This is a genomic window from Rhizobium sp. WSM1274, from assembly GCF_025200775.1.
Taxonomy (GTDB): Bacteria; Pseudomonadota; Alphaproteobacteria; order Rhizobiales; family Rhizobiaceae; genus Rhizobium; species Rhizobium leguminosarum_I.
Map to the genome: position 1 here is coordinate 439,535 of NZ_CP104138.1, position 18,180 is coordinate 457,714.

18 protein-coding genes and 3 pseudogenes are annotated in these 18,180 nt (G+C 59.7%); 12 read left to right on the plus strand and 9 right to left on the minus strand.

Going from position 1 to position 18,180, the window contains the following annotated elements; translation table 11 throughout:
* From N2600_RS02160 to N2600_RS02175, 4 genes are read left to right on the plus strand one after another with little or no spacing between them, the layout of a single operon-like run.
* Nucleotides 1-891 carry an ABC transporter permease subunit gene (locus N2600_RS02160; RefSeq protein WP_260297824.1) on the plus strand — a complete coding sequence of 297 codons (891 nt, stop codon included), beginning with the start codon at nucleotides 1-3 and terminating at the stop codon, nucleotides 889-891.
* Nucleotides 891-1,907: an ABC transporter ATP-binding protein gene (locus N2600_RS02165; RefSeq protein ID WP_162119480.1), complete on the plus strand. Its 1,017-nt coding sequence runs from the start codon at nucleotides 891-893 to the stop codon at nucleotides 1,905-1,907. Before N2600_RS02160 ends, N2600_RS02165 begins: the two co-directional genes overlap by 1 nt.
* Nucleotides 1,904-2,857, plus strand: coding sequence for a peptide ABC transporter ATP-binding protein (locus tag N2600_RS02170; RefSeq protein ID WP_260297825.1), 954 nt, complete (start codon nucleotides 1,904-1,906; stop codon nucleotides 2,855-2,857). Before N2600_RS02165 ends, N2600_RS02170 begins: the two co-directional genes overlap by 4 nt.
* A gap of 26 nt (nucleotides 2,858-2,883) precedes the next feature.
* A complete protein-coding gene (locus N2600_RS02175; RefSeq protein ID WP_260297827.1) occupies nucleotides 2,884-3,423 on the plus strand; it encodes a gluconokinase in 540 nt (179 codons plus the stop codon).
* On the opposite strand, the gene N2600_RS02180 is transcribed toward N2600_RS02175, so the two are convergent.
* From N2600_RS02180 to N2600_RS02190, 3 genes are all read right to left on the minus strand, one after another.
* Nucleotides 3,413-4,660, minus strand: coding sequence for an NAD(P)/FAD-dependent oxidoreductase (locus N2600_RS02180; RefSeq protein WP_260297828.1), 1,248 nt, complete (start codon nucleotides 4,658-4,660; stop codon nucleotides 3,413-3,415). The two genes, N2600_RS02175 and N2600_RS02180, sit on opposite strands and share 11 nt — an antisense overlap.
* Before the next feature lie 76 nt (nucleotides 4,661-4,736).
* Nucleotides 4,737-5,240: an isoprenylcysteine carboxyl methyltransferase family protein gene (locus N2600_RS02185; protein ID WP_260297829.1), complete on the minus strand. Its 504-nt coding sequence runs from the start codon at nucleotides 5,238-5,240 to the stop codon at nucleotides 4,737-4,739.
* Nucleotides 5,237-6,289 (minus strand): type III polyketide synthase, encoded by a 1,053-nt coding sequence (locus N2600_RS02190; RefSeq protein WP_260297830.1) that lies wholly within the window; start codon nucleotides 6,287-6,289, stop codon nucleotides 5,237-5,239. The genes N2600_RS02185 and N2600_RS02190 overlap by 4 nt, the downstream gene beginning before the upstream one ends.
* A gap of 171 nt (nucleotides 6,290-6,460) precedes the next feature.
* Between N2600_RS02190 and N2600_RS02195 the strand changes: the two genes are divergently transcribed.
* The 3 genes from N2600_RS02195 to N2600_RS02205 are packed head-to-tail and all read left to right on the plus strand — an operon-like array spanning nucleotide 6,461 to nucleotide 8,450.
* Nucleotides 6,461-6,997, plus strand: a complete 537-nt coding sequence (locus N2600_RS02195) for a tetratricopeptide repeat protein (protein ID WP_260297831.1) — start codon at nucleotides 6,461-6,463, stop codon at nucleotides 6,995-6,997.
* 47 nt (nucleotides 6,998-7,044) lie between these two features.
* On the plus strand, nucleotides 7,045-7,650 hold the full coding sequence (locus N2600_RS02200) for an RNA polymerase sigma factor (RefSeq protein WP_260297832.1): 606 nt from the start codon (nucleotides 7,045-7,047) through the stop codon (nucleotides 7,648-7,650).
* Nucleotides 7,647-8,450, plus strand: coding sequence for an anti-sigma factor family protein (locus N2600_RS02205; protein WP_170282723.1), 804 nt, complete (start codon nucleotides 7,647-7,649; stop codon nucleotides 8,448-8,450). The genes N2600_RS02200 and N2600_RS02205 overlap by 4 nt, the downstream gene beginning before the upstream one ends.
* Nucleotides 8,451-8,597: 147 nt before the next feature.
* Here N2600_RS02205 and N2600_RS02210 read toward each other — a convergent pair.
* A pseudogene (locus N2600_RS02210) lies at nucleotides 8,598-9,122 on the minus strand (sugar nucleotide-binding protein); the annotation flags it as partial.
* A gap of 96 nt (nucleotides 9,123-9,218) precedes the next feature.
* On the opposite strand from N2600_RS02210, the gene tnpA reads away from it, so the two are divergent.
* From tnpA to tnpC, 3 genes and pseudogenes are all read left to right on the plus strand, one after another.
* Nucleotides 9,219-9,647 carry an IS66-like element accessory protein TnpA gene (gene tnpA, locus N2600_RS02215; RefSeq protein ID WP_260298867.1) on the plus strand — a complete coding sequence of 143 codons (429 nt, stop codon included), beginning with the start codon at nucleotides 9,219-9,221 and terminating at the stop codon, nucleotides 9,645-9,647.
* Nucleotides 9,644-9,994, plus strand: coding sequence for an IS66 family insertion sequence element accessory protein TnpB (gene tnpB, locus N2600_RS02220; protein WP_017965232.1), 351 nt, complete (start codon nucleotides 9,644-9,646; stop codon nucleotides 9,992-9,994). The genes tnpA and tnpB overlap by 4 nt, the downstream gene beginning before the upstream one ends.
* A 47-nt stretch (nucleotides 9,995-10,041) precedes the next feature.
* Nucleotides 10,042-11,163: pseudogene (gene tnpC / locus N2600_RS02225) on the plus strand (IS66 family transposase); the annotation flags it as partial.
* On the opposite strand, the pseudogene N2600_RS02230 reads toward tnpC, so the two are convergent.
* The 5 genes and pseudogenes from N2600_RS02230 to gmd form a co-directional block, all read right to left on the minus strand.
* Nucleotides 11,164-11,538, minus strand: a pseudogene (locus N2600_RS02230) (sugar nucleotide-binding protein); the annotation flags it as partial.
* A gap of 1 nt (nucleotide 11,539) precedes the next feature.
* Complete coding sequence (gene rfbB / locus N2600_RS02235; protein WP_170282722.1) at nucleotides 11,540-12,595, minus strand: dTDP-glucose 4,6-dehydratase; 1,056 nt, start codon at nucleotides 12,593-12,595, stop codon at nucleotides 11,540-11,542.
* A gap of 13 nt (nucleotides 12,596-12,608) precedes the next feature.
* The gene (gene rfbC, locus N2600_RS02240; RefSeq protein ID WP_260297835.1) at nucleotides 12,609-13,175 is read right to left on the minus strand and encodes a dTDP-4-dehydrorhamnose 3,5-epimerase; all 567 of its coding nucleotides are present in this window, start codon (nucleotides 13,173-13,175) and stop codon (nucleotides 12,609-12,611) included.
* Nucleotides 13,176-13,535: 360 nt separating this feature from the next.
* Complete coding sequence (gene fcl, locus N2600_RS02245) at nucleotides 13,536-14,456, minus strand: GDP-L-fucose synthase (RefSeq protein ID WP_260297836.1); 921 nt, start codon at nucleotides 14,454-14,456, stop codon at nucleotides 13,536-13,538.
* 4 nt (nucleotides 14,457-14,460) lie between these two features.
* Entirely contained in the window at nucleotides 14,461-15,543 is a 1,083-nt protein-coding gene (gene gmd / locus N2600_RS02250) for a GDP-mannose 4,6-dehydratase (protein WP_170282719.1), read from the minus strand.
* A 648-nt stretch (nucleotides 15,544-16,191) separates the two neighbouring features.
* On the opposite strand from gmd, the gene N2600_RS02255 reads away from it, so the two are divergent.
* Nucleotides 16,192-17,220: an N-acetylneuraminate synthase family protein gene (locus N2600_RS02255; RefSeq protein WP_130699532.1), complete on the plus strand. Its 1,029-nt coding sequence runs from the start codon at nucleotides 16,192-16,194 to the stop codon at nucleotides 17,218-17,220.
* A 146-nt stretch (nucleotides 17,221-17,366) separates the two neighbouring features.
* Complete coding sequence (locus tag N2600_RS02260) at nucleotides 17,367-18,179, plus strand: SDR family oxidoreductase (RefSeq protein WP_170282718.1); 813 nt, start codon at nucleotides 17,367-17,369, stop codon at nucleotides 18,177-18,179.
* Nucleotide 18,180: the final 1 nt, after the last annotated feature.

Consider the following 18,180-nt stretch of genomic DNA (forward strand, 5'->3'; position numbering starts at 1 on the left):
ATGAGCACGGTCACCGTCAAAACCGGCCAGCCATCCGCTCTTGCGGATTTCTGGCATTATTTCTCCCGCAACAAGGGCGCCGTCATCGGCCTGGTGGTTTTCATCATCATCCTGATCGTCGCAGTCTTCGCGCCGCTCTTTGCGCCGCATGAGCCGAACGAGCAGAACCGTGCGGTACTGCTCGCCGTGCCATTCTGGATGGATGGCGGCAGCGCCTCCTTCCCGCTTGGAACGGATGCCGTCGGCCGCGATATCCTCTCGCGCCTGATCTACGGCGCGCGGTTTTCGCTGTTCATCGGCGTCGTCGTCGTCACGCTTTCGGTCATTTCAGGCGTGCTGATCGGCCTCGTCGCCGGATTTTTCCGCGGCAAGGTCGATACGGCGATCATGCGCCTGATGGATATCATCCTGGCCTTCCCGTCACTGCTGCTCGCTCTGGTGCTGGTGGCCGTGCTCGGGCCAGGGCTTACCAATGCGATGATCGCGATTTCGCTGGTCAACCAGCCGCATTTCGTCCGGTTGACGCGCGCCTCGGTCATTTCAGAACGCGAGAAGGAATATGTGATCGCCTCGCGTGTTGCCGGTGCCGGCACCTTCCGGTTGATGTTCAAGACGATCCTGCCGAACTGTCTTGGGCCGCTGATCGTTCAGGCGACGCTCGCCTTCTCGGCGGCGATTCTCGATGCTGCCGCCCTCGGCTTTCTCGGCATGGGCGCTCAGCCGCCGACACCCGAATGGGGGACGATGCTGGCCGAATCCCGTGAGTTCATATCGCGCGCCTGGTGGGTGGTGACATTCCCTGGTCTTGCCATCCTCATCACCGTTCTCGCCATCAATCTGATGGGCGACGGTCTGCGCGACGCACTCGATCCCAAACTGAAGAGGTCGTGATGCCACTCCTCGAGATTGAAAATCTGACTGTCGAATTCCAGACCTCTTCCGGTCTCTTCCGCGCCGTCGACGGCGTATCGCTTGCCTGCGACAAGGGCGAGATCCTGTCGGTCGTCGGCGAATCCGGCTCGGGTAAATCCGTTGCCATGCTGGCCCTCATGGGGCTTCTGCCCTGGACGGCGAAGATCACCGCCGACCGGATGCAGTTCGACGGCAAGGACCTGCGCGACATCTCCGCCCGCCAGCGCCGCAGGATCGTCGGCAAGGATATGGCGATGATCTTCCAGGAGCCGATGTCGAGCCTCAATCCTTGCTTCACGGTCGGTTTCCAGCTCGGCGAGACCCTGCGCGTGCATATGGGCCTCAACCGCAAGGAGCGCCGCCAACGCTCGATCGAGCTCTTGAACCTCGTCGGCATTCCGGCGCCGGAAGAGCGCCTGTCGAACTTCCCGCATCAGATGTCCGGCGGCATGAGCCAGCGCGTCATGATCGCCATGGCGCTCGCCTGCAATCCGAAGCTCTTGATCGCCGACGAGCCGACGACCGCGCTCGACGTGACAATCCAGGCGCAGATTCTGGATCTGCTTGTTCGCCTGCAGAAGGAGCAGGGCATGGCGCTGGTGCTGATCACCCACGACATGGGTGTCGTTGCCGAAACTGCCGAACGGGTGCAGGTGCAATATGCCGGCCAGAAGGTCGAGGAACAGCCGGTGAGGGCGCTGTTCCGCGACCCGCATCATCCCTATACCGCAGCCCTGCTCGCAGCGCTGCCCGAGCGCGCCAAGGTCGGCCAGCGTCTTCCCTCGATCGCCGGTGTCGTTCCCGGGCAGCATGGTCGCCCGACAGGCTGTCTCTTTGCGCCGCGCTGCGGCTTCGCCACGGTCGAATGCGACCGTGGCGTGGTCCGCCAGGGACCGGAGCTTGGACTGGCGCTCTGCAACTATCCCTTGAAGGACGGCAAGCCGCTCGGGCATCCCGGCATCATGGCCGTTGAAACCGCAGGAGACCTCGTATGACGAGCGCTGTTCTCGAGGGCAGGGATCTCGCCCGCTTCTACACCGTCAACCGCGGCCTCTTCAAAGCCGATGCCACCGTCAAGGCGCTGAACGGCGTCAGCTTCAGCCTGCATTCCGGCAAGACGCTCGCCGTCGTCGGCGAATCCGGCTGCGGCAAGTCGACGCTCGCCCGCCTGGTCACCATGATCGAGAACCCGACTTCGGGAGAATTGCTGATCGATGGCAAGCCTGCCCATGTCGGCGACCGCAGCCTGCGCAGCCAAGTGCAGATCGTCTTCCAGAATCCCTACGGCTCGCTCAACCCGCGCCAGAAGGTTGGCTCGATCCTTGAAGAGCCGCTGAAGATCAACACCAGTCTCGACGCCGCCGCCCGCCGCCGCAAAGTGGAGGAGATGATGGCCCGCGTCGGCCTGCGTCCGGAGCACTATGGCCGTTACCCCCATATGTTCTCCGGCGGCCAGCGCCAGCGCATCGCCATTGCCCGCGCCCTGATGCTGCGGCCGAAGGTGCTGGTGCTCGACGAGCCGGTTTCGGCGCTCGACCTGTCGATCCAGGCGCAGGTGCTGAACTTGCTCATGGACCTGCAGAAGGAGATGGGTCTTGCCTATCTCTTCATCTCGCACGGCCTCTCGGTTGTCCATCACATCGCCGACGAGATAATGGTGATGTATCTCGGCCGCCCAATCGAAACCGGTCCTGCCGCCGAAGTCTTCGCCCGGCCGCGCCATCCCTATACAGCGGCCTTGCTGTCGGCCACACCAATTGCCGATCCCGACCGTGCGAAGACCCGCATTCGCCTGCAGGGTGAACTGCCGTCGCCGCTGAAGCCGCCGACGGGCTGCCACTTCAATCCGCGCTGCTGGAAGGCGCAGGACTATTGCCGCCAGGTTTCTCCCGAATTAAGTGGAGAAGGCGCACAACAATATGCCTGTCATTTCCCGCTCGACTGAGCGGGGAGATAAGCTGAGGAGCAAACATGCCGGATGAGCAGATGAACAGACCCCATGCGATCGTCGTCATGGGCGTCAGCGGCTGCGGCAAGTCCTCCGTCGGCGAAAAACTCGCCGAAGCGCTGCACCTGCAGTTTATGGAGGGCGATGCGCTTCATCCGGCCGCCAATGTCGAGAAGATGTCGAAGGGCATTCCGCTGACCGATGACGACCGGATGCCCTGGCTCGACCGCATCGGCGAAGAGATGAAGTCCTCGCTGGAAAAGAGCGAGGGCATCATTGTTTCCTGCTCGGCGCTGAAGCGTCTCTATCGCGACAGGCTCAGGGCTGCTGCCGGCGGCAATCTGCTCTTCGTCTATCTCGAAGGTTCCAGGGCGCTGCTGATGAAAAGGATGGGCGAGCGCAAGGGGCACTTCATGCCGGTCTCGCTGCTCGACAGCCAACTGGCGACGCTTGAGGTGCCCACAGGCGAGCCGGGCGTCGTCACTGTCGATATCGACGACACCGTGGACGGCATTGCAGCAACGGCCCTCGAAGGTCTTGCAACACTCGGCGTTACGGGTTGAAACGCTGCGGCGAATAGGCCGCGATATCGATGAACGGCTTCTCGCCGGTGATGAGTTCGGCAAGCACGCGGCCGGTCACCGGTCCGAGCGTCAGCCCGTGATGGGCATGGCCGAAGGCAAACCACAGGCCCTGATGACGCGGCGCCTTGCCGATGATCGGCATCATATCCGGCGTGCAGGGGCGCGCGCCCATCCAGGGTTCGGGATCGAGCCTGCCTCCGAGCGGGAAGATCGTGCGCGCCACGGCTTCGGCGCGGTCGAGCTGGACCGGCGTCTTCGGCGCGTCGAGCGTTGCAAACTCCGCCCCGGTCGTCAGGCGGATGCCGCGGTTCATCGGCGCAAGGAGGTAGCCGCGTTCGGCATCGAGCGTCCAGTTGTTGAGCACGGCATTGCCCTCGGCGGCATAGTGCATGTGATAGCCACGCTTGACGCCGAGCGGGAAGGAATAGCCGAGCCGGCGCGTCGCAACGGCCGCCCAAGGGCCGAGTGCCATCACAGCATCATCGGCTTCGAGCGCACCTTCCGCGGTCATGATCTTCCAGCCGGAGCCGAACGGACCGAGCGAGGCGGCGTCGCCCGTGACGAACCGGCCGCCGATACTTTCGAAATAGCGGCGATAGGCCGATGTCAGCGCATGCGGATCGAGCACCGACCAGGGATCGCGCCAGCGAATACCGCCGGCGAAATCGCCGGTCATATGAGGTTCCATGCGGGCGATGTCGGCCGAGGTCAGGCTGTCGTACGCCACGTCGAATTCATTCCGCCAAAGTGCTGCCTCTGCGAAAGCCGCGTCGCGCTTGGCCTCAGTGCGGAAAATCTTTATCCATCCGTCCTTGCGGATCAGCCCTTCGGCCTGCGACGCTTCGATCAGGTCCTTGTGCTCCACAATCGAATTTTGGATCAGCGGCGCATAGGCCCGGGTGATGATGGTGTGGCGCCGCGCATTGGAATTCCACCAGTAGCGGGCGAGAAAGGCGATCTGACTCGGCAGCGTGCGCAGGTGATAATGCGCGTCGATGCGATTATTCAGCGCATAACGCAGCAAAAGCCCGAGCTGCTGGGGAAAGCCGTAAGGTGCCACACCTTCGCGCTGGATCAGGCCGGCATTGCCGAAGGAGGTTTCGTTGCCCGGATTCTTGCGGTCGATCAGCGTCACCTGGCGGCCGCGCCGCTGAAGATGGATGGCCGTGGAAACCCCGACGATGCCGGCGCCGAGCACGATTGCGTTTTTCGTCATTTCCGCTTGCATTCCGCTTTGTCTTACGCGGTGAAAATGCCCGCGCCGATGCCGCGACGCAAACGGAAAATCGCATTCATTTCAAAACCATTGCGCTTTTCAGTGCGGCATTTTCAGCCTTCACGCGGACATGGACGATAAGCGCGTTGAAAAGGGAAAAGACGATCGCGTAAAGCGGCAGGCCGAAGGCGAGGGGAAGGACGGCGATTTCGCCGACGACGATCGCATAGTTCGGATGGCGGAGGAAGCGATAGGGCCCGGAGCTGACGAGCGGCGCACCGGGCAGGATGATGATACGCGTCGTCCAGCGGCCCTTCAGCGTCGCCAGCACCCAGAGCCGCAGCGCCTGCAGCCCCATGAACACCAGAAACCAGAAGAGCGCGATGGGCCTGCCCGGTGCAGTGAGCCAAAGGCCGATGATCCAGCCTGCATGCAGCGCCACCATGACAGGATAATGCTCGGGTGCCACCTCCCTGGCGCCTCCGGCAAGAAGCGCCGCCGTGTTGCGCCGGGCGAGCGCGAGTTCCGCCAGCCGCTGCAGCGTCACGAATGCCAGAAGCGCGATCGACGGCCACATCATGCGGCCCTCCGCAGCGTCACGCAGCTGGCCGAAAAGCCCGGCCCCATGGCGATCATCGCCGAGCGCGCCGGCAACCCGGCGCGGATTGCCCGCTCCAGCACGAACAGGATGGTCGGCGAGGACATGTTGCCATATTCGGCAAGCACGGCGCGCTCGTGATCGAGCGTGCCGGGCAACAGCGAAAGCGCGCTCTCCATCGCCGCCAGCACCTTGGTGCCGCCGGGATGGCAGATGAAGCGGTCGATATCCTCCACCTTCAACCTATTACGCGCCAGAATAGCCCCCACCGCCGGGCCAAGCTCCTTTTCGGCAAAGGGCGGCAGCGATTGCGCCAGTACGATGCCGAAGCCGCCGTCGTCTATCTTCCAGCCCATGATATCGAGCGTCTCGGGAAAGAGATGTTCGCCGGTCGATTCCACCTCCGCCAGCCCGTCTTCGCCTGATCGCAGCACGCAGGCGGCTGCGCCGTCGCCGAAAAGCGCTGTCGCGATGATGTTCGGGCGCGTCAGCTCGTCCAGCCGGAAGGCGAGCGTGCAAAGCTCGATCGAGACGAAAAGCACAACAGTGCCCGGCCGGCCTTTCGCAAGCCGTGAGGCGATTGCAAAACCCGACACGCCAGCCGCACAGCCGAGCCCGAAGACAGGCACGCGTTCGATATCGGGTCTGAAACCCATCCGGCCGGCTAGCTGCGCATCGAGGCTCGGTGTCGTAAAACCAGTGGAGGAGACGGTCACGACACAGTCGACATCGCCGGCCTCAAGCCCCGCCTGGCGAAGGGCCGAGTTGGCAGCCTCCACGAAAAGCCTGCCCGCCACCTCTGCAAAGGCCTGCATCCGGTCCTTCCAACCATGCGGCTCGTTGAACCAGGCGAGCGGCCGCGCCGCATGACGCTTTTCGATACCGGCGCTGTCGAAGACGCGGGCAAGATGCCGGAAATCCTCGAAGCGGTCGGCAAACAGGCGGGCAGAGGCTTCGACCGCCTGTTTCTGGAAAATGACATGTCCGGGTGTCGCGACGGCGAGGCTGACGAGTTTCACGGTATCGGTCATGGAGTTCTCCTTGTCGTTCCCGGCGCAACGACTGAAAACACGCCTACGCCAAAATTATTCGGATCAGCGTGCTTCACGAAACCGTGATGAAAGAAATGCGAGGAGCAGCCGAATAAAGCCCGAAGCAGCGGTGTTCTCTCCTCGCAACGTCACTTCTAGAGGAGTTTCCCCATGACGATCACGCCAGCTCGCATTGCTTCCATCGTTCTCGGCGGCTGCCTTGTCGCTGCTGTTTTCTCCGGCCCGGTCTTTGCGGTCGGCGATAACAGTAGCACAACGCCCACCTGCAAGAAGGGCGAGATCTACGACCAGAAGACCAAGAAATGCGTCAAGCAGCAGAGCGCCAACGTCTCGGACGAGAACCGCGTCGATTATGCCTATTCGCTGGCCAAGGCCGGTCGTTATGAAGAGGCGCTTGCCGTGCTCGACACCGTCAAGGACCAGAACACCGCGGAAGTGCTCAATTATCGCGGCTATGCCACCCGCAAGCTCGGCCGCACTGACGAAGGCATCTCCTACTATCTGCAATCGGTGAAGATGGACCCGCAATATGCCAAGGTCCGCGAATATCTCGGCGAAGCCTATGTCATCAAGGGCCAGCTCGATCTCGCCAAGGACCAGTTGAACACGATCAAGGCGATCTGCGGCACCGGTTGCGAGGAATATCAGGACTTGAACGCCGCGATCCTCGACCCTTCGAAGATCTGATCGGCCGGTCACGGGCGGGAAAACGGAACCACAAAAGGGATGTGAGAATGTCGGTCGCGCGCAGCATATTTCCTGCCTATAGTCGCGCGAGAATGGAATCGCCGGTTCATCCGGCGGTTCCGAGGGATGCAGGATTGGCGGAGGCGGCCATCGCGAGCGAAGCGGATATCAGAAGCGGCCTGACGGAAAATCTGGCAAGGCTCTGGCGTTATGGTCTCGTTCTCTCGCATCAGCGCGATGTCGCCGACGACCTGGTCCAGGCGACCTGCCTTCGTGCGCTGGAGCGCGCCGATCAGTTCATCTCCGGCACCCGGCTCGACCGCTGGCTGTTTTCGATCCTGCACTCGATCTGGCTGAACGAGATCCGCTCCCGCCGGGTGCGACAGGGTCATGGTTCCGTCGATGCCGGGGAGACGCTGACCTTTGACGGCGCAAACGACACCGAAACGCATGTGATGGCCCATCAGGTGCTGAAACAGGTGAATGCGCTGCCTGAGGCGCAGAGGACGGTGGTTTTCCTCGCCTATGTGGAAGGACTTTCCTATCGCGAGGTTGCAGGCATACTGGATATCCCGATCGGAACCGTGATGAGCCGGCTGGCTGCTGCCCGCGCCAAGCTCTCCGGCGCCGGACCGGAAGGGGGACGGCAATGAACACGAAACACACCATTCCCTCCGACGAGGACCTGACCGCCTTCATCGACGGCGAATTGACGGCCGAAGAGGCCGCGCGCATTCAAACCATTGTGGAGGAAGACGAGAGCACCGCCGAACGGTTGGAATTCCTGGCGCGCGCCAGCCTGCCGTTCAAGCAGGCCTTCGCCCCGTTGCTGTCGGAAGCCCCGCGCGAGAAGCTGGAGACGATGCTTGCCGCCATCCCGGCGCAGCCGAGTGCAGGACCCGCCTCCACGCCCGTCTTCGCCAGCCGACGCCGCTTCCTCGGCGCGCTCGCCGCCTCGCTGGTCGCCGGCATCGCGATCGACCGCGCTGTCATCGGCATCGGCAGAGGCTTCTCGGCAAAGGACGAAAACAGCGAATGGCGCGCCGTGGTCGCCGATTATATCTCGCTCTATACCCCGGAGACGCTGGCCGGCCCCGTCCCTGGCAGGGAGGACCAGGCCGCCCAGCTCGCCAGTCTTGACGAAAAGCTCGGCCTGTCACTCTCCCCCGAAGCCGTCTCGCTCCCGGGGATCGATTTCAAACGCGCCCTGCTGCTGCAATATGACGGTAAGGCGCTTGCTCAGGTCGCCTATCTCGACCCCGAGACCGGCCCGATGGCGCTCTGCATCGTCCGCTCCGATGCCGGTCCCAAAGCGCCGGATCTCGAAAGCCGCAAGGGCATGAACGTCGTCTACTGGTCGAACGGCACGCACGCCTTCATGCTGATCGGCCATGCCGCGGCGGACAGGATGACGGCAATTGCGGATGGGGTCAGGGGGAGGCTTTCGGCCTGATCTCTATATTCTGACGAATCGTAGTTATTGAGAGCATTTCCGTTTTTCTTCGGGTACGGAAATTCTCATCTTTTTGTTTTGCGCAATTCTGGCCGCGAAACCGCCGCGCACTTTTGCCGGAATGCTCTAATCCACCAGACCGCACAACTATTGGCCGCAATCGCCTTTGCCCGCTTTGGCGGCAATCTGGGCGAAGTGCTCCATCGTGATTGAAGCCTTTCGCCAGTGCAATTTCCTCCGGGCAAGCGATTTTGAAGCCCTCGGCGGTCGCAATGCCCCTGACGGTGACACGCCTACCGGTCTTTTCCTCGAGAATGGACAATATGTATCGAGCAAATTCGGCCCAGTTCGCTTCGCCGCTGCCGGCCAAATGAAAAACGCCTCGCAAGTCCGGGCTGGAATCCTTTGTTAGCCTGTCTGTTATTTTGACGATAGCCTCGGCTATGTCGTTGGCGGAGGTCGGGCAACCCAGTTGATCGCTGACAACGCTCAACTCTTCCCGCGTCTCTGCGAGCCTCAAAATCGTTTTCACGAAGTTGTGGCCAACCGTCGAATAGACCCAGGCCGCCCGCAGGATGACATGGTTTTCATTCGCTGCGGCGACCCATATTCTCCCCCGAGCTTCGATCTGCCATAGACGGATACCGGTCCGACCGGGTCGCTCTCTACATAGCGTTCGGGGTACGCATCCGAGTTGGGCCGCGTTGTGCAGTGAGTGAGAGTGTGGATGCTGTCTATATAGACGGCAATATAGACGGTTCTTCACATATGGACGGGATAAATGATCTGACCGGGCGTTTCAGCCGGATGGAGATTGTCGATAGCGGGCGTCGCCGGCGTCTCACGGATGAAGCGAAGCTGGCGATCGTGGCTGAGAGTTATAACAGCCCGCGGCAGGTGACGGCCACGGCGCAGCGTCATGGGATCACGCGTTGGCAGTTGAATGCCTGGCGCAGGGCCGCGCGGGAAGGACGGCTTGTCCCCCGCTCGGCGAACGGATTTGTTCCAGCGATCGTTGTTGCCGAGCCTGATGTTGCGAATACGCCACCTGCGGCGACTGTCGCTGTGCCGCCTTCTGTCACCGCACCCGGTCGCATGGAGGTGGTGAGTGCGAACGGCCGGCGTGTGATCGTCGGTCGGGATGTCGACGTGGACGTCCTGCTGCGGCTCATTTGTAGTCTGGAGACGTTGCGATGAACCCGTTTCCGATGGGAACGGGGATCAAGGTGTGGCTGGCGACGGGTCATACGGATATGCGGTGCGGCTTTCCTTCGCTGGCCCTTCGGGTGCAGGAAGTGTTGAAGCATGACCCTCTGGGCGGTCATCTGTTCTGCTTCCGGGGCCGTCGAGGTGATCTGGTAAAATTGATCTGGCATGATGGCCAGGGCGCATGCCTGTTCACGAAAAAATTGGAACGCGGCCGGTTTATCTGGCCGAATGCAGAGGGCGGCGCGGTGGCGATCACACCGGCGCAGCTTTCCTATTTGCTGTCAGGAATCGATTGGCGAGCTCCTCAGGAAACCTGGCGTCCGACACGGGTTTGAGCACCCTCGCCATTGAATTTGTTCAGGAAATATGCTCTAAAATTTGCATGTCGTTACCGCCGCTTTCCCTTCCTGACGATCTTGCCAGCGCCCACGCCGCGCTGCTGGCAGAACGCGAGGCGCGGTTGCAGGCCGAGGCCGAAGCGATCAAAGCCAAGGCAGAGCTTTCCAGCATCGAGGCGCTCAACGCCCATCTGCAATTGCTGATCGCCCAGTTGGAACGCGACAAACACGGTCCGAGCCGGGAGCGCACCCAGCGGCTGATCGACCAGATGGAATTGCAGCTCGAAGAGCTGGTCGCCGACGCGACCGAGGACGAGCTCGCTTCAGAAACGTCTGCCGCCAAAACCCAAGCTGTGCGTGCCTTCACCCGCAAGCGACCAGTGCGCAAGCCTTGGCCAGAGAATATCGAGCGCGAGCGCATCGTCATCGACGCGCCGACCGCCTGCACCCATTGCGGTAGCGAACGGCTGTCGAAGCTGGGCGAGGATACTACCGAGACGCTGGAGGAGATCCCACGCCGCTTCAAGGTGGTCGAGACCGTCCGGGATAAGGTTACTTGCCGGGAGTGCGGCTGCATCAGCCAGGCGCCGGCGCCGTTCCATGCCACACCGCGCGGCTTTCTCGGCCCCAACCTTCTCGCCACTATCGTCTTCGACAAATTCTCCGAGCATCAGCCGCTCAACCGCCAGAGCCGGCGTTTCCGCAGCGAGGGAATTGATCTGTCCACCCAGACGCTTGCCGACCAGGTTGGCTACGTCAGCGCCGCCGTCAAGCCGCTCTTCGATCTCATCGAGACCCACGTGTTTGCGGCCGAGCGATTGCATGGCGACGACACCACTATCCCGATTCTCGCCAAAGGGCAGTGCATCACCGGCCGCATATGGACTTACGTTTGCGACGATAGGCCCTTTGGGGGACAGTCGCCACCGGCCGCCGTCTTCTACGCCTCCAGCGACCGGCGTGGCGCACATCCGCAACGACATCTGGCCGAGTTCACCGGTATCCTGCAGGCTGACTGCTACAATGGCTTCAATCCGCTGTTCGATCGGACAAAGAAACAAATACCGGTGACGCCGGCCTTCTGTTTTGCCCATGCGCGCCGGAAGTTCTTCGAGCTGGCCGACGTCTCTCGCAGTGCGCGCCGGGGTAAAGGCGCAAGCTTACCACGCGCGACCGCAAAGATCCCTGCGGCCTACCTCGGATGGATACCGTTCGGGCTTGTCTCCATCGAACACATAATCAGTCGAAAGATGGATGACGGGAAGGGACAGCTCGGCAGCAGCTGCGGCGATGGCTCTTGCGCCGTCTCGATTGATCGCGAAAGCTGCCGCCTCGTCGCTTTCGGCTTTGTCAACGGCGGTGAAGGCCGCCGACGAGACGACGACGTCAGGTTTTATTTTCGCAATGATTTCGCTCACCGGCGAAGGCTCGAGCAAATCCAGCTCGGGCCTGCCGATGGCGATGATCTCGATACCTGCGATCTCCAGCGCTTGCAACGCAGACGTGATCTGGCCGCTCTTGCCTATTACCGCGATGCGTATCTCAAACCTTTTTCGACACGCCAAGCCGTTCACCGGAATACACACGCTCACGCAGCGGCTGCCACCACCATGCATTTTCCAGATACCACTCAACGGTCTTGTGGATTCCGCTGTCGAAATTCTCCTGTGCTCTCCAGCCGAGTTCGGTCTCGAGCTTTGTGACATCGATAGCATAGCGGGCATCGTGGCCCGGCCGATCGGCAACATAGCTTATAAGATCGCTATGCGGTGCGGTTCCTGGCCGGACTTCATCCATGATCGCGCACACGCGCTCGACAACCTCGATGTTTCGCCGCTCGTTGCGCCCGCCGACATTGTATTTTTCGCCCGGACGGCCTCGTTGCACGATGAGCCAGAGCGCTCGTGCATGGTCATCGACATACAGCCAATCGCGAATGTTTGCGCCGCTTCCATAGACGGGCAATGGCTTCCGTTCCAGCGCGTTCAATATGATGAGAGGAATGAGCTTTTCCGGGAAATGAAAGGGACCGTAATTGTTCGAACAGTTGGAAATGATCACCGGCAGGCCGTAAGTCCTTTCCCACGCCGTCGCGAGATGATCGCTCGCCGCCTTGGACGCGGAGTAGGGAGAGGACGGATCGTAAGCTGTCGTCTCGGCAAAGAACCCGTCTTCACCGAGGGAACCATAGACTTCGTCGGTGGAGACGTGCAGCATCTTGAATGCTGCCATTGCATCCGCGGGAAGGCGCTCCCAATATTGCCGCGCGGCCTCCAGGACGCTGAAGGTGCCGATTATATTCGTTTCAATAAAATCCGCCGCTCCGGTGATCGACCGGTCGACGTGGCTTTCCGCCGCCAGATGCATGACGTAATCGGGGCGAAACTCCTCGAAAGCATTGCAGACAGCGCCTCTGTCGCAAATGTCGGCTTTGAGAAACCTGTAGTTGGGAGCATTCTCGATTGCCTTCAGCGAAGCGAGATTGCCGGCATAGGTCAGCTTGTCGATATTGAGTACTTCGGCGCCGATGTCGCTGACGAGATAGCGCACCAATGCCGAACCGATGAAGCCCGCGCCACCCGTTACAAGAACACGCATGAGGCCCTCCGTTTCACGAAAACTGAAAATATTTGGGGAGTTCGGAAAGCAGCGGCTGCTTGTTGTCCTTATCAGACAGAACGTAGGCATCCATCTGTGGCCACTCGATCCCGATCTCGGCGTCGTTCCACCGCACGCCACAGTCATGCTCCGCGCTGTAGGGAGCTGTGATCTTGTAGCTTATGATCGTATCAGGCTGCAAAGTTACGAACCCATGCGCAAATCCGACCGGCACCCAAAGTTGTGAGCCGTTCTCAGGGGACAGTTCTACGGAGACCCATTTCCCATATGTCGGAGAGCCATGTCTGATATCGACCGCCACATCTAGGAGCGCGTCGCGAAGGCAGCGTACAAGTTTGCCCTGTGCGAACGGAGGCAATTGGAAATGGAGTCCCCGGACGGTCCCGGGTTGCGCTGAAAACGCCTCGTTGTCCTGCACGAAAGAAACGTCGACCAAATTCGTGCGGAACGAAGAATCTTTAAAGACTTCGCTGAAATAGCCGCGTGAGTCACCGAATTTGGTGGGTGTGATTCTTTTAACGTCACCGATCTTCAGCTGTTCTACCTTCAACGCGTACATCCTCGCATTGGGCTCGATCGCCGGATTGTGACGGCGACCAACTCCGGCGCACAACTAATTGTGCTGCCGCGCACTGCAATAAACCGACAAATTCAGGACCTGCAACCCGATATTAGGCTCGTTATAAGCTCTTCCTTTTGGCGATGTTTGCGTTCTCACTCATTTACTATGTAGATGATGCGCAATTTATCGATTTTGAGTTCTAAGTGAGCAGTAGTGAGGACGATACCCGCTTACGTCGTCGTGTCTGTGCTGGCGCTGGCCGTAGTCGAGGGCGCTTCGTGCTTGTGAAATGGTGCAAGTCACCCCAGCACGAAAGGCGTAGAGGATTTGCTTCAGTCGCTGGCGGAAGCAAAGATATCAGGACGCGAAATCGGCGTATGCTCGCGCAATACCATCGCCAAGTGATGTGGTCGCCTTCCACCCAAGTGCCGACAAACGGTCAACGCTCATCAGTTTGCGCGGCGTTCCGTCCGGCTTCGTCTGGTCGTAAACAATCTCGCCCGTGAAGCCGATAACCCTCATGATGGTCTCGGCAAGTTCGCGGATGGTAATGTCTTCGCCCGTCCCGATATTGATGAGCCCCTCGCTGACGTCGCTTTCCATCAAAAAAACGCAGGCGTCAGCCATGTCGTCGACATACAGGAACTCACGCATTGGCCGACCGGATCCCCAGACGACCAACTGCCTGTCACCGCGAATTTTGGCCTCATGGACCTTTCTGATCAGGGCCGGCATAACATGGCTACTATCCAAATCGTAGTTGTCATTCGGCCCGTACAGATTAGTCGGCATCCCCGACACATAGCGGGTTCCATATTGCCGATTGTAGCTCTCGCACAGCTTGACGCCCGCTATCTTGGCGATCGCATAGGGCTCGTTCGTCTCCTCCAGGGGGCCGGTTAGCAAATACTCCTCGCGAATGGGCTGAGGGCAGTCGCGTGGGTAGATGCAACTCGAGCCAAGAAAAAGCATGCGTTCCACACCAGCCTGCCAGGCGGCATGAACAACATTCGTCTCGATCATCAGATTCTGGTAGAGGAACTCAGCACGATAAACGTTATTTGCATGGATGCCGCCAACCCTTGCAGCGGCCATGAAGATGTAGTCCGGCCGCTCCGCCTTCATGAATTCGGCAACGGCCGCCTGATTGACGAGATCCAGCTCGGCGTGGCTTCTGGTGACGATGTTCGTGTAGCCGCCAGCCTTCAGCCTCCGCACAATGGCCGACCCCACCATGCCTCGATGGCCTGCAACATAGATCTTCACGTCTCTGTTCATTGGATCACTCGTGATAGTCGTATGCGGAGAAGCCGTGGCGTTTCACCAGTTCGTCCCGCTCTGCGGACTTAAGATCCTCGCGCATCATTTCCTCGACAAGCTGCTTAAACGTTATCCTTGGTTCCCAGCCGAGTTTTTCCTTCGCCTTCGACGGATCGCCCAGCAGGGTCTCGACCTCTGTGGGACGGAAGTATCGGGGGTCGACCGCGACGATGCAGCGACCGTTCTGGTCGTGGCCTTTTTCCTCGGCGCCTGATCCCTTCCATGAGATTGGAAGCCCAATCTCATGGGCCGCGGCGTTAACGAATTCGCGGACGCTGTACTGCACGCCAGTGGCGATGACGAAATCCTCCGGCGCGTCCTGCTGCAGCATCAGCCATTGCATCTCGACGTAGTCTTTGGCGTGCCCCCAGTCACGCTTTGCGTCTAGGTTGCCGAGATAGAGGCATTCCTGAAGGCCAAGCTTGATGCGCGCCAGTGCACGGGTGATCTTGCGGGTCACAAAGGTCTCGCCCCGCACCGGGCTCTCGTGGTTGAAGAGGATGCCGTTGCAGGCATAAATGCCATAGGCTTCCCGATAGTTAACCGTAATCCAGTAGGCGTAGAGTTTGGCGACAGCGTAAGGCGAGCGCGGATAAAAAGGGGTCGTTTCGCGTTGCGGGATTTCCTGCACCAGGCCGTAGAGTTCGGAGGTGGACGCCTGGTAGAAACGCGCCTTCTTCTCAAGGCCGAGAATGCGGATCGCCTCGAGGATGCGTAGCGCGCCGAGCGCGTCGGAATTGGCCGTATATTCCGGCTCTTCGAATGAGACGGCGACATGCGACTGCGCCGCGAGGTTATAGATCTCGTCGGGCTGGACCTGCTGGATGATGCGAACGAGGCTCGATGAATCCGTCATGTCCCCGTAGTGCAACACAAGCCTGCGGTTGGTGTCGTGTGGATCCTGGTAGAGATGGTCGATGCGGTCGGTATTGAATAGGGACGTGCGGCGCTTGATGCCGTGTACCTCATATCCCTTCTCGATGAGAAGCTCTGCAAGATAGGAGCCGTCCTGGCCCGTGATGCCTGTGATGAGGGCTCTTTTCATGTCACATGTCTCTCAAGGTAGATCTTTCGAATTGCTGGGCGTTGTATCCGCGCATCTGCGAATTGTAAATGAACAACCTTCGGGCAGCGCGGACAGGTTGGGCTGGACTATTTTTCGAGCGGATCGTTCTACTGTTTGGTCATTATCTGCGCGCTTTGCGACGCAACTACGGCTTGTTCACTGAGTTTTCGACGGCCACACGATCGGGGCCGACACCGGCGTCTTTGATGCGGCACGATATGTGAAATTTTTTTGCTCCTGTCCTGTCGGGCCCTCCCAAACCTGCACACGCAGAATCACATGAGTAAAACGTTACGAAACGGCTTGTCATTTCTGCGAGCCGCCGCTATTGGCTGATGCCGAGCTTGGTCTGGGCTTTTTGCCAGCTTTCCTACCCGCGCGTCGGACCGGCCAAAGCCATAGATCTCAGATGGCAGTTGCTGTTTCGAACGGTAGCGGCGCTCTAAATGGGGTGATTGAAAGAAGGGACTATCCGGCCTTACTCGGCGGCCAAACTTAAAACACAGGTTGCATCTGACACCCCGGCGGCCGTGAGAAGCATAGGAAATTGACGCTGCGTGCCGCCTGGGCGTCCTCCCAGACCAACGAATTTGCTGGCTGCAGAAGAATCCAACGACAGAGGTTAAAATGTTTCGCAAAGATGTTCTCGATGAATCGCCCTTCGTGATTGCCGAAGTAGGCCAAAATCATCAGGGAGACCTGGATATCGCCCGGGAATATATTCGAATTTATGCATTCGAAGGTGCGGATGCGATCAAATTTCAGACGCGCAATAATAGGTACCTTTTTTCGGAGGATGCTTATGCGGCGGGGTATGACAGCGAAAATGCTTTTGCAGAAACCTACGGCGCTCATCGAGAGAAGCTGGAGCTAAAACCGGAATGGTTGCCCATTCTGAAGGCTGATTGCGAAAAGCACGGCGTGAAGTTCATGTCGACACCCTTCGACGAGCCTAGCCTCGAGATCCTCCAGCAGATTGATGTCGACCTGTTGAAAGTGGCTTCGTTCGATCTTGGCAACCTTCCCTTCCTCAATCGGATCGCGAAACTCGGTAAGCCCGTTGTCATGAGCATTGGCGGCGGCAAGATCGAACAGATTCGGTCCAGCGTCGAGGTGGTATTGAAGCATCACGATCAGTTGGCCATCCTGCACTGCGTCTCCGAATACCCGTGCGAGTACAACCGCCTTGGGCTGGACAATATTGAGGTTCTCATCAAGGAGTTTCCGGATTGTATCATCGGCTCGTCCGATCACTTCAACGGGACCTTGTCAGGCCCGATTGCCTACATGAAGGGCGCGCGCGTGTTCGAAAAGCACGTTACCCTCAACCGTGCCTGGAAGGGCACCGACCACAGCTTTGCACTAGAGCCTGATGGCTTCCGCAAGTTCGTGCGTGACATCAAGCGCGTCCGCGCGATGATGCCTCAGAAACCGGCGGACGAGATCGGCAACGAAAGAGTGTTCAAGAAGCTGGGCAAGTCGATCATCGCATATTCGGACATCCGCGTCGGCGAAGAGCTGACCCTGGATAAGCTTTCGGGTCGCATTTTCAATACCCATTACATACCTGTGCGGGAGAGCAATAAGGTTCTCGGAAAGACGGTGAAGCGGGATATTGCAAAGGGTGAACCCATTCAATACTCCGATTTCGGCTGAGCTTCCTATCCGAGGCGTCAAGGGGATACGCACCGAGCTCAATACGGAACGTCCCCGAAGAATCCACAGGTTGGCAGATCTGGTAAGGAGAGCGGCGCCCAATCGCTCTCCGCCTGCCCGGCCTGCATCGAGACGAGGTGGCAATCATGAATGTCGATGGACTTTTTGACGTGAGTGGCAACGTCGTCCTTGTGACCGGTGTTTCCGGCCAACTGGGCGGTGAGTATGCCAAGGCTTTTCTTGCGCGCAATGCGCGCGTGGTTGGCTTTGATCTCCGCCACTCTGCCGGCAGCCTCGCGATGCAGGATGAATACCCCGACAATTTCATGTTTTGTTCGGCGGATGTGACCAAGAAGGCGTCATTGGAGCAGGCGCTTCAGGCCGTGACCGGTAGATTCGGTACCCCCACCGTCCTCATCAACAATGCCGCTATCGATTCTCCGCCTTCCGCCCCGCCCGAGGAAAACGGGCCGTTCGAAGACTACCCGGAAGCGTCTTGGGACAAGGTTATCGACGTGAACCTCAAGGGCGTCTATCTCTCATGCCAGGTATTCGGCGCCGCGATGGCCTATGCCGGCAATGGGTCGATCATCAACGTCGCTTCCATTTATGGGCTCGTTTCTCCCGACCAGAGCCTCTACGAATATCGCAGAGAACGCGGAGAGGTATTCTTCAAGCCGGTGGCCTATTCAGCGTCGAAATCCGGCATCCTGAATCTGACGCGATACCTGGCGGCCTACTGGGCGAAGCGGAACGTGCGCGTAAATTCACTGACGATCGCCGGCGTCTTTAATAATCAGGAGCAGGACTTCCTCGACGTCTACTGCAGCCGGATTCCGATCGGCCGTATGGCGAGCGTCGATGAATACAACGGCGCTATGTTATTCTTGGCGAGCCCTGCATCCCGATATATGACAGGCTCGAATCTCATCATCGACGGCGGCTGGACGGCAATCTGAA

Coding starts and splice junctions, on each gene's coding strand:
- N2600_RS02160 (WP_260297824.1), top strand. CDS start 1: ATGAGCACGGTCACCGTCAAAACCGGCCAGCCATCCGCTCTTGCGGAT.
- N2600_RS02165 (WP_162119480.1), top strand. CDS start 891: ATGCCACTCCTCGAGATTGAAAATCTGACTGTCGAATTCCAGACCTCT.
- N2600_RS02170 (WP_260297825.1), top strand. CDS start 1,904: ATGACGAGCGCTGTTCTCGAGGGCAGGGATCTCGCCCGCTTCTACACC.
- N2600_RS02175 (WP_260297827.1), top strand. CDS start 2,884: ATGCCGGATGAGCAGATGAACAGACCCCATGCGATCGTCGTCATGGGC.
- N2600_RS02180 (WP_260297828.1), bottom strand. CDS start 4,660: ATGACGAAAAACGCAATCGTGCTCGGCGCCGGCATCGTCGGGGTTTCC.
- N2600_RS02185 (WP_260297829.1), bottom strand. CDS start 5,240: ATGATGTGGCCGTCGATCGCGCTTCTGGCATTCGTGACGCTGCAGCGG.
- N2600_RS02190 (WP_260297830.1), bottom strand. CDS start 6,289: ATGACCGATACCGTGAAACTCGTCAGCCTCGCCGTCGCGACACCCGGA.
- N2600_RS02195 (WP_260297831.1), top strand. CDS start 6,461: ATGACGATCACGCCAGCTCGCATTGCTTCCATCGTTCTCGGCGGCTGC.
- N2600_RS02200 (WP_260297832.1), top strand. CDS start 7,045: ATGTCGGTCGCGCGCAGCATATTTCCTGCCTATAGTCGCGCGAGAATG.
- N2600_RS02205 (WP_170282723.1), top strand. CDS start 7,647: ATGAACACGAAACACACCATTCCCTCCGACGAGGACCTGACCGCCTTC.
- tnpA (WP_260298867.1), top strand. CDS start 9,219: ATGGACGGGATAAATGATCTGACCGGGCGTTTCAGCCGGATGGAGATT.
- tnpB (WP_017965232.1), top strand. CDS start 9,644: ATGAACCCGTTTCCGATGGGAACGGGGATCAAGGTGTGGCTGGCGACG.
- rfbB (WP_170282722.1), bottom strand. CDS start 12,595: ATGCGTGTTCTTGTAACGGGTGGCGCGGGCTTCATCGGTTCGGCATTG.
- rfbC (WP_260297835.1), bottom strand. CDS start 13,175: ATGTACGCGTTGAAGGTAGAACAGCTGAAGATCGGTGACGTTAAAAGA.
- fcl (WP_260297836.1), bottom strand. CDS start 14,456: ATGAACAGAGACGTGAAGATCTATGTTGCAGGCCATCGAGGCATGGTG.
- gmd (WP_170282719.1), bottom strand. CDS start 15,543: ATGAAAAGAGCCCTCATCACAGGCATCACGGGCCAGGACGGCTCCTAT.
- N2600_RS02255 (WP_130699532.1), top strand. CDS start 16,192: ATGTTTCGCAAAGATGTTCTCGATGAATCGCCCTTCGTGATTGCCGAA.
- N2600_RS02260 (WP_170282718.1), top strand. CDS start 17,367: ATGAATGTCGATGGACTTTTTGACGTGAGTGGCAACGTCGTCCTTGTG.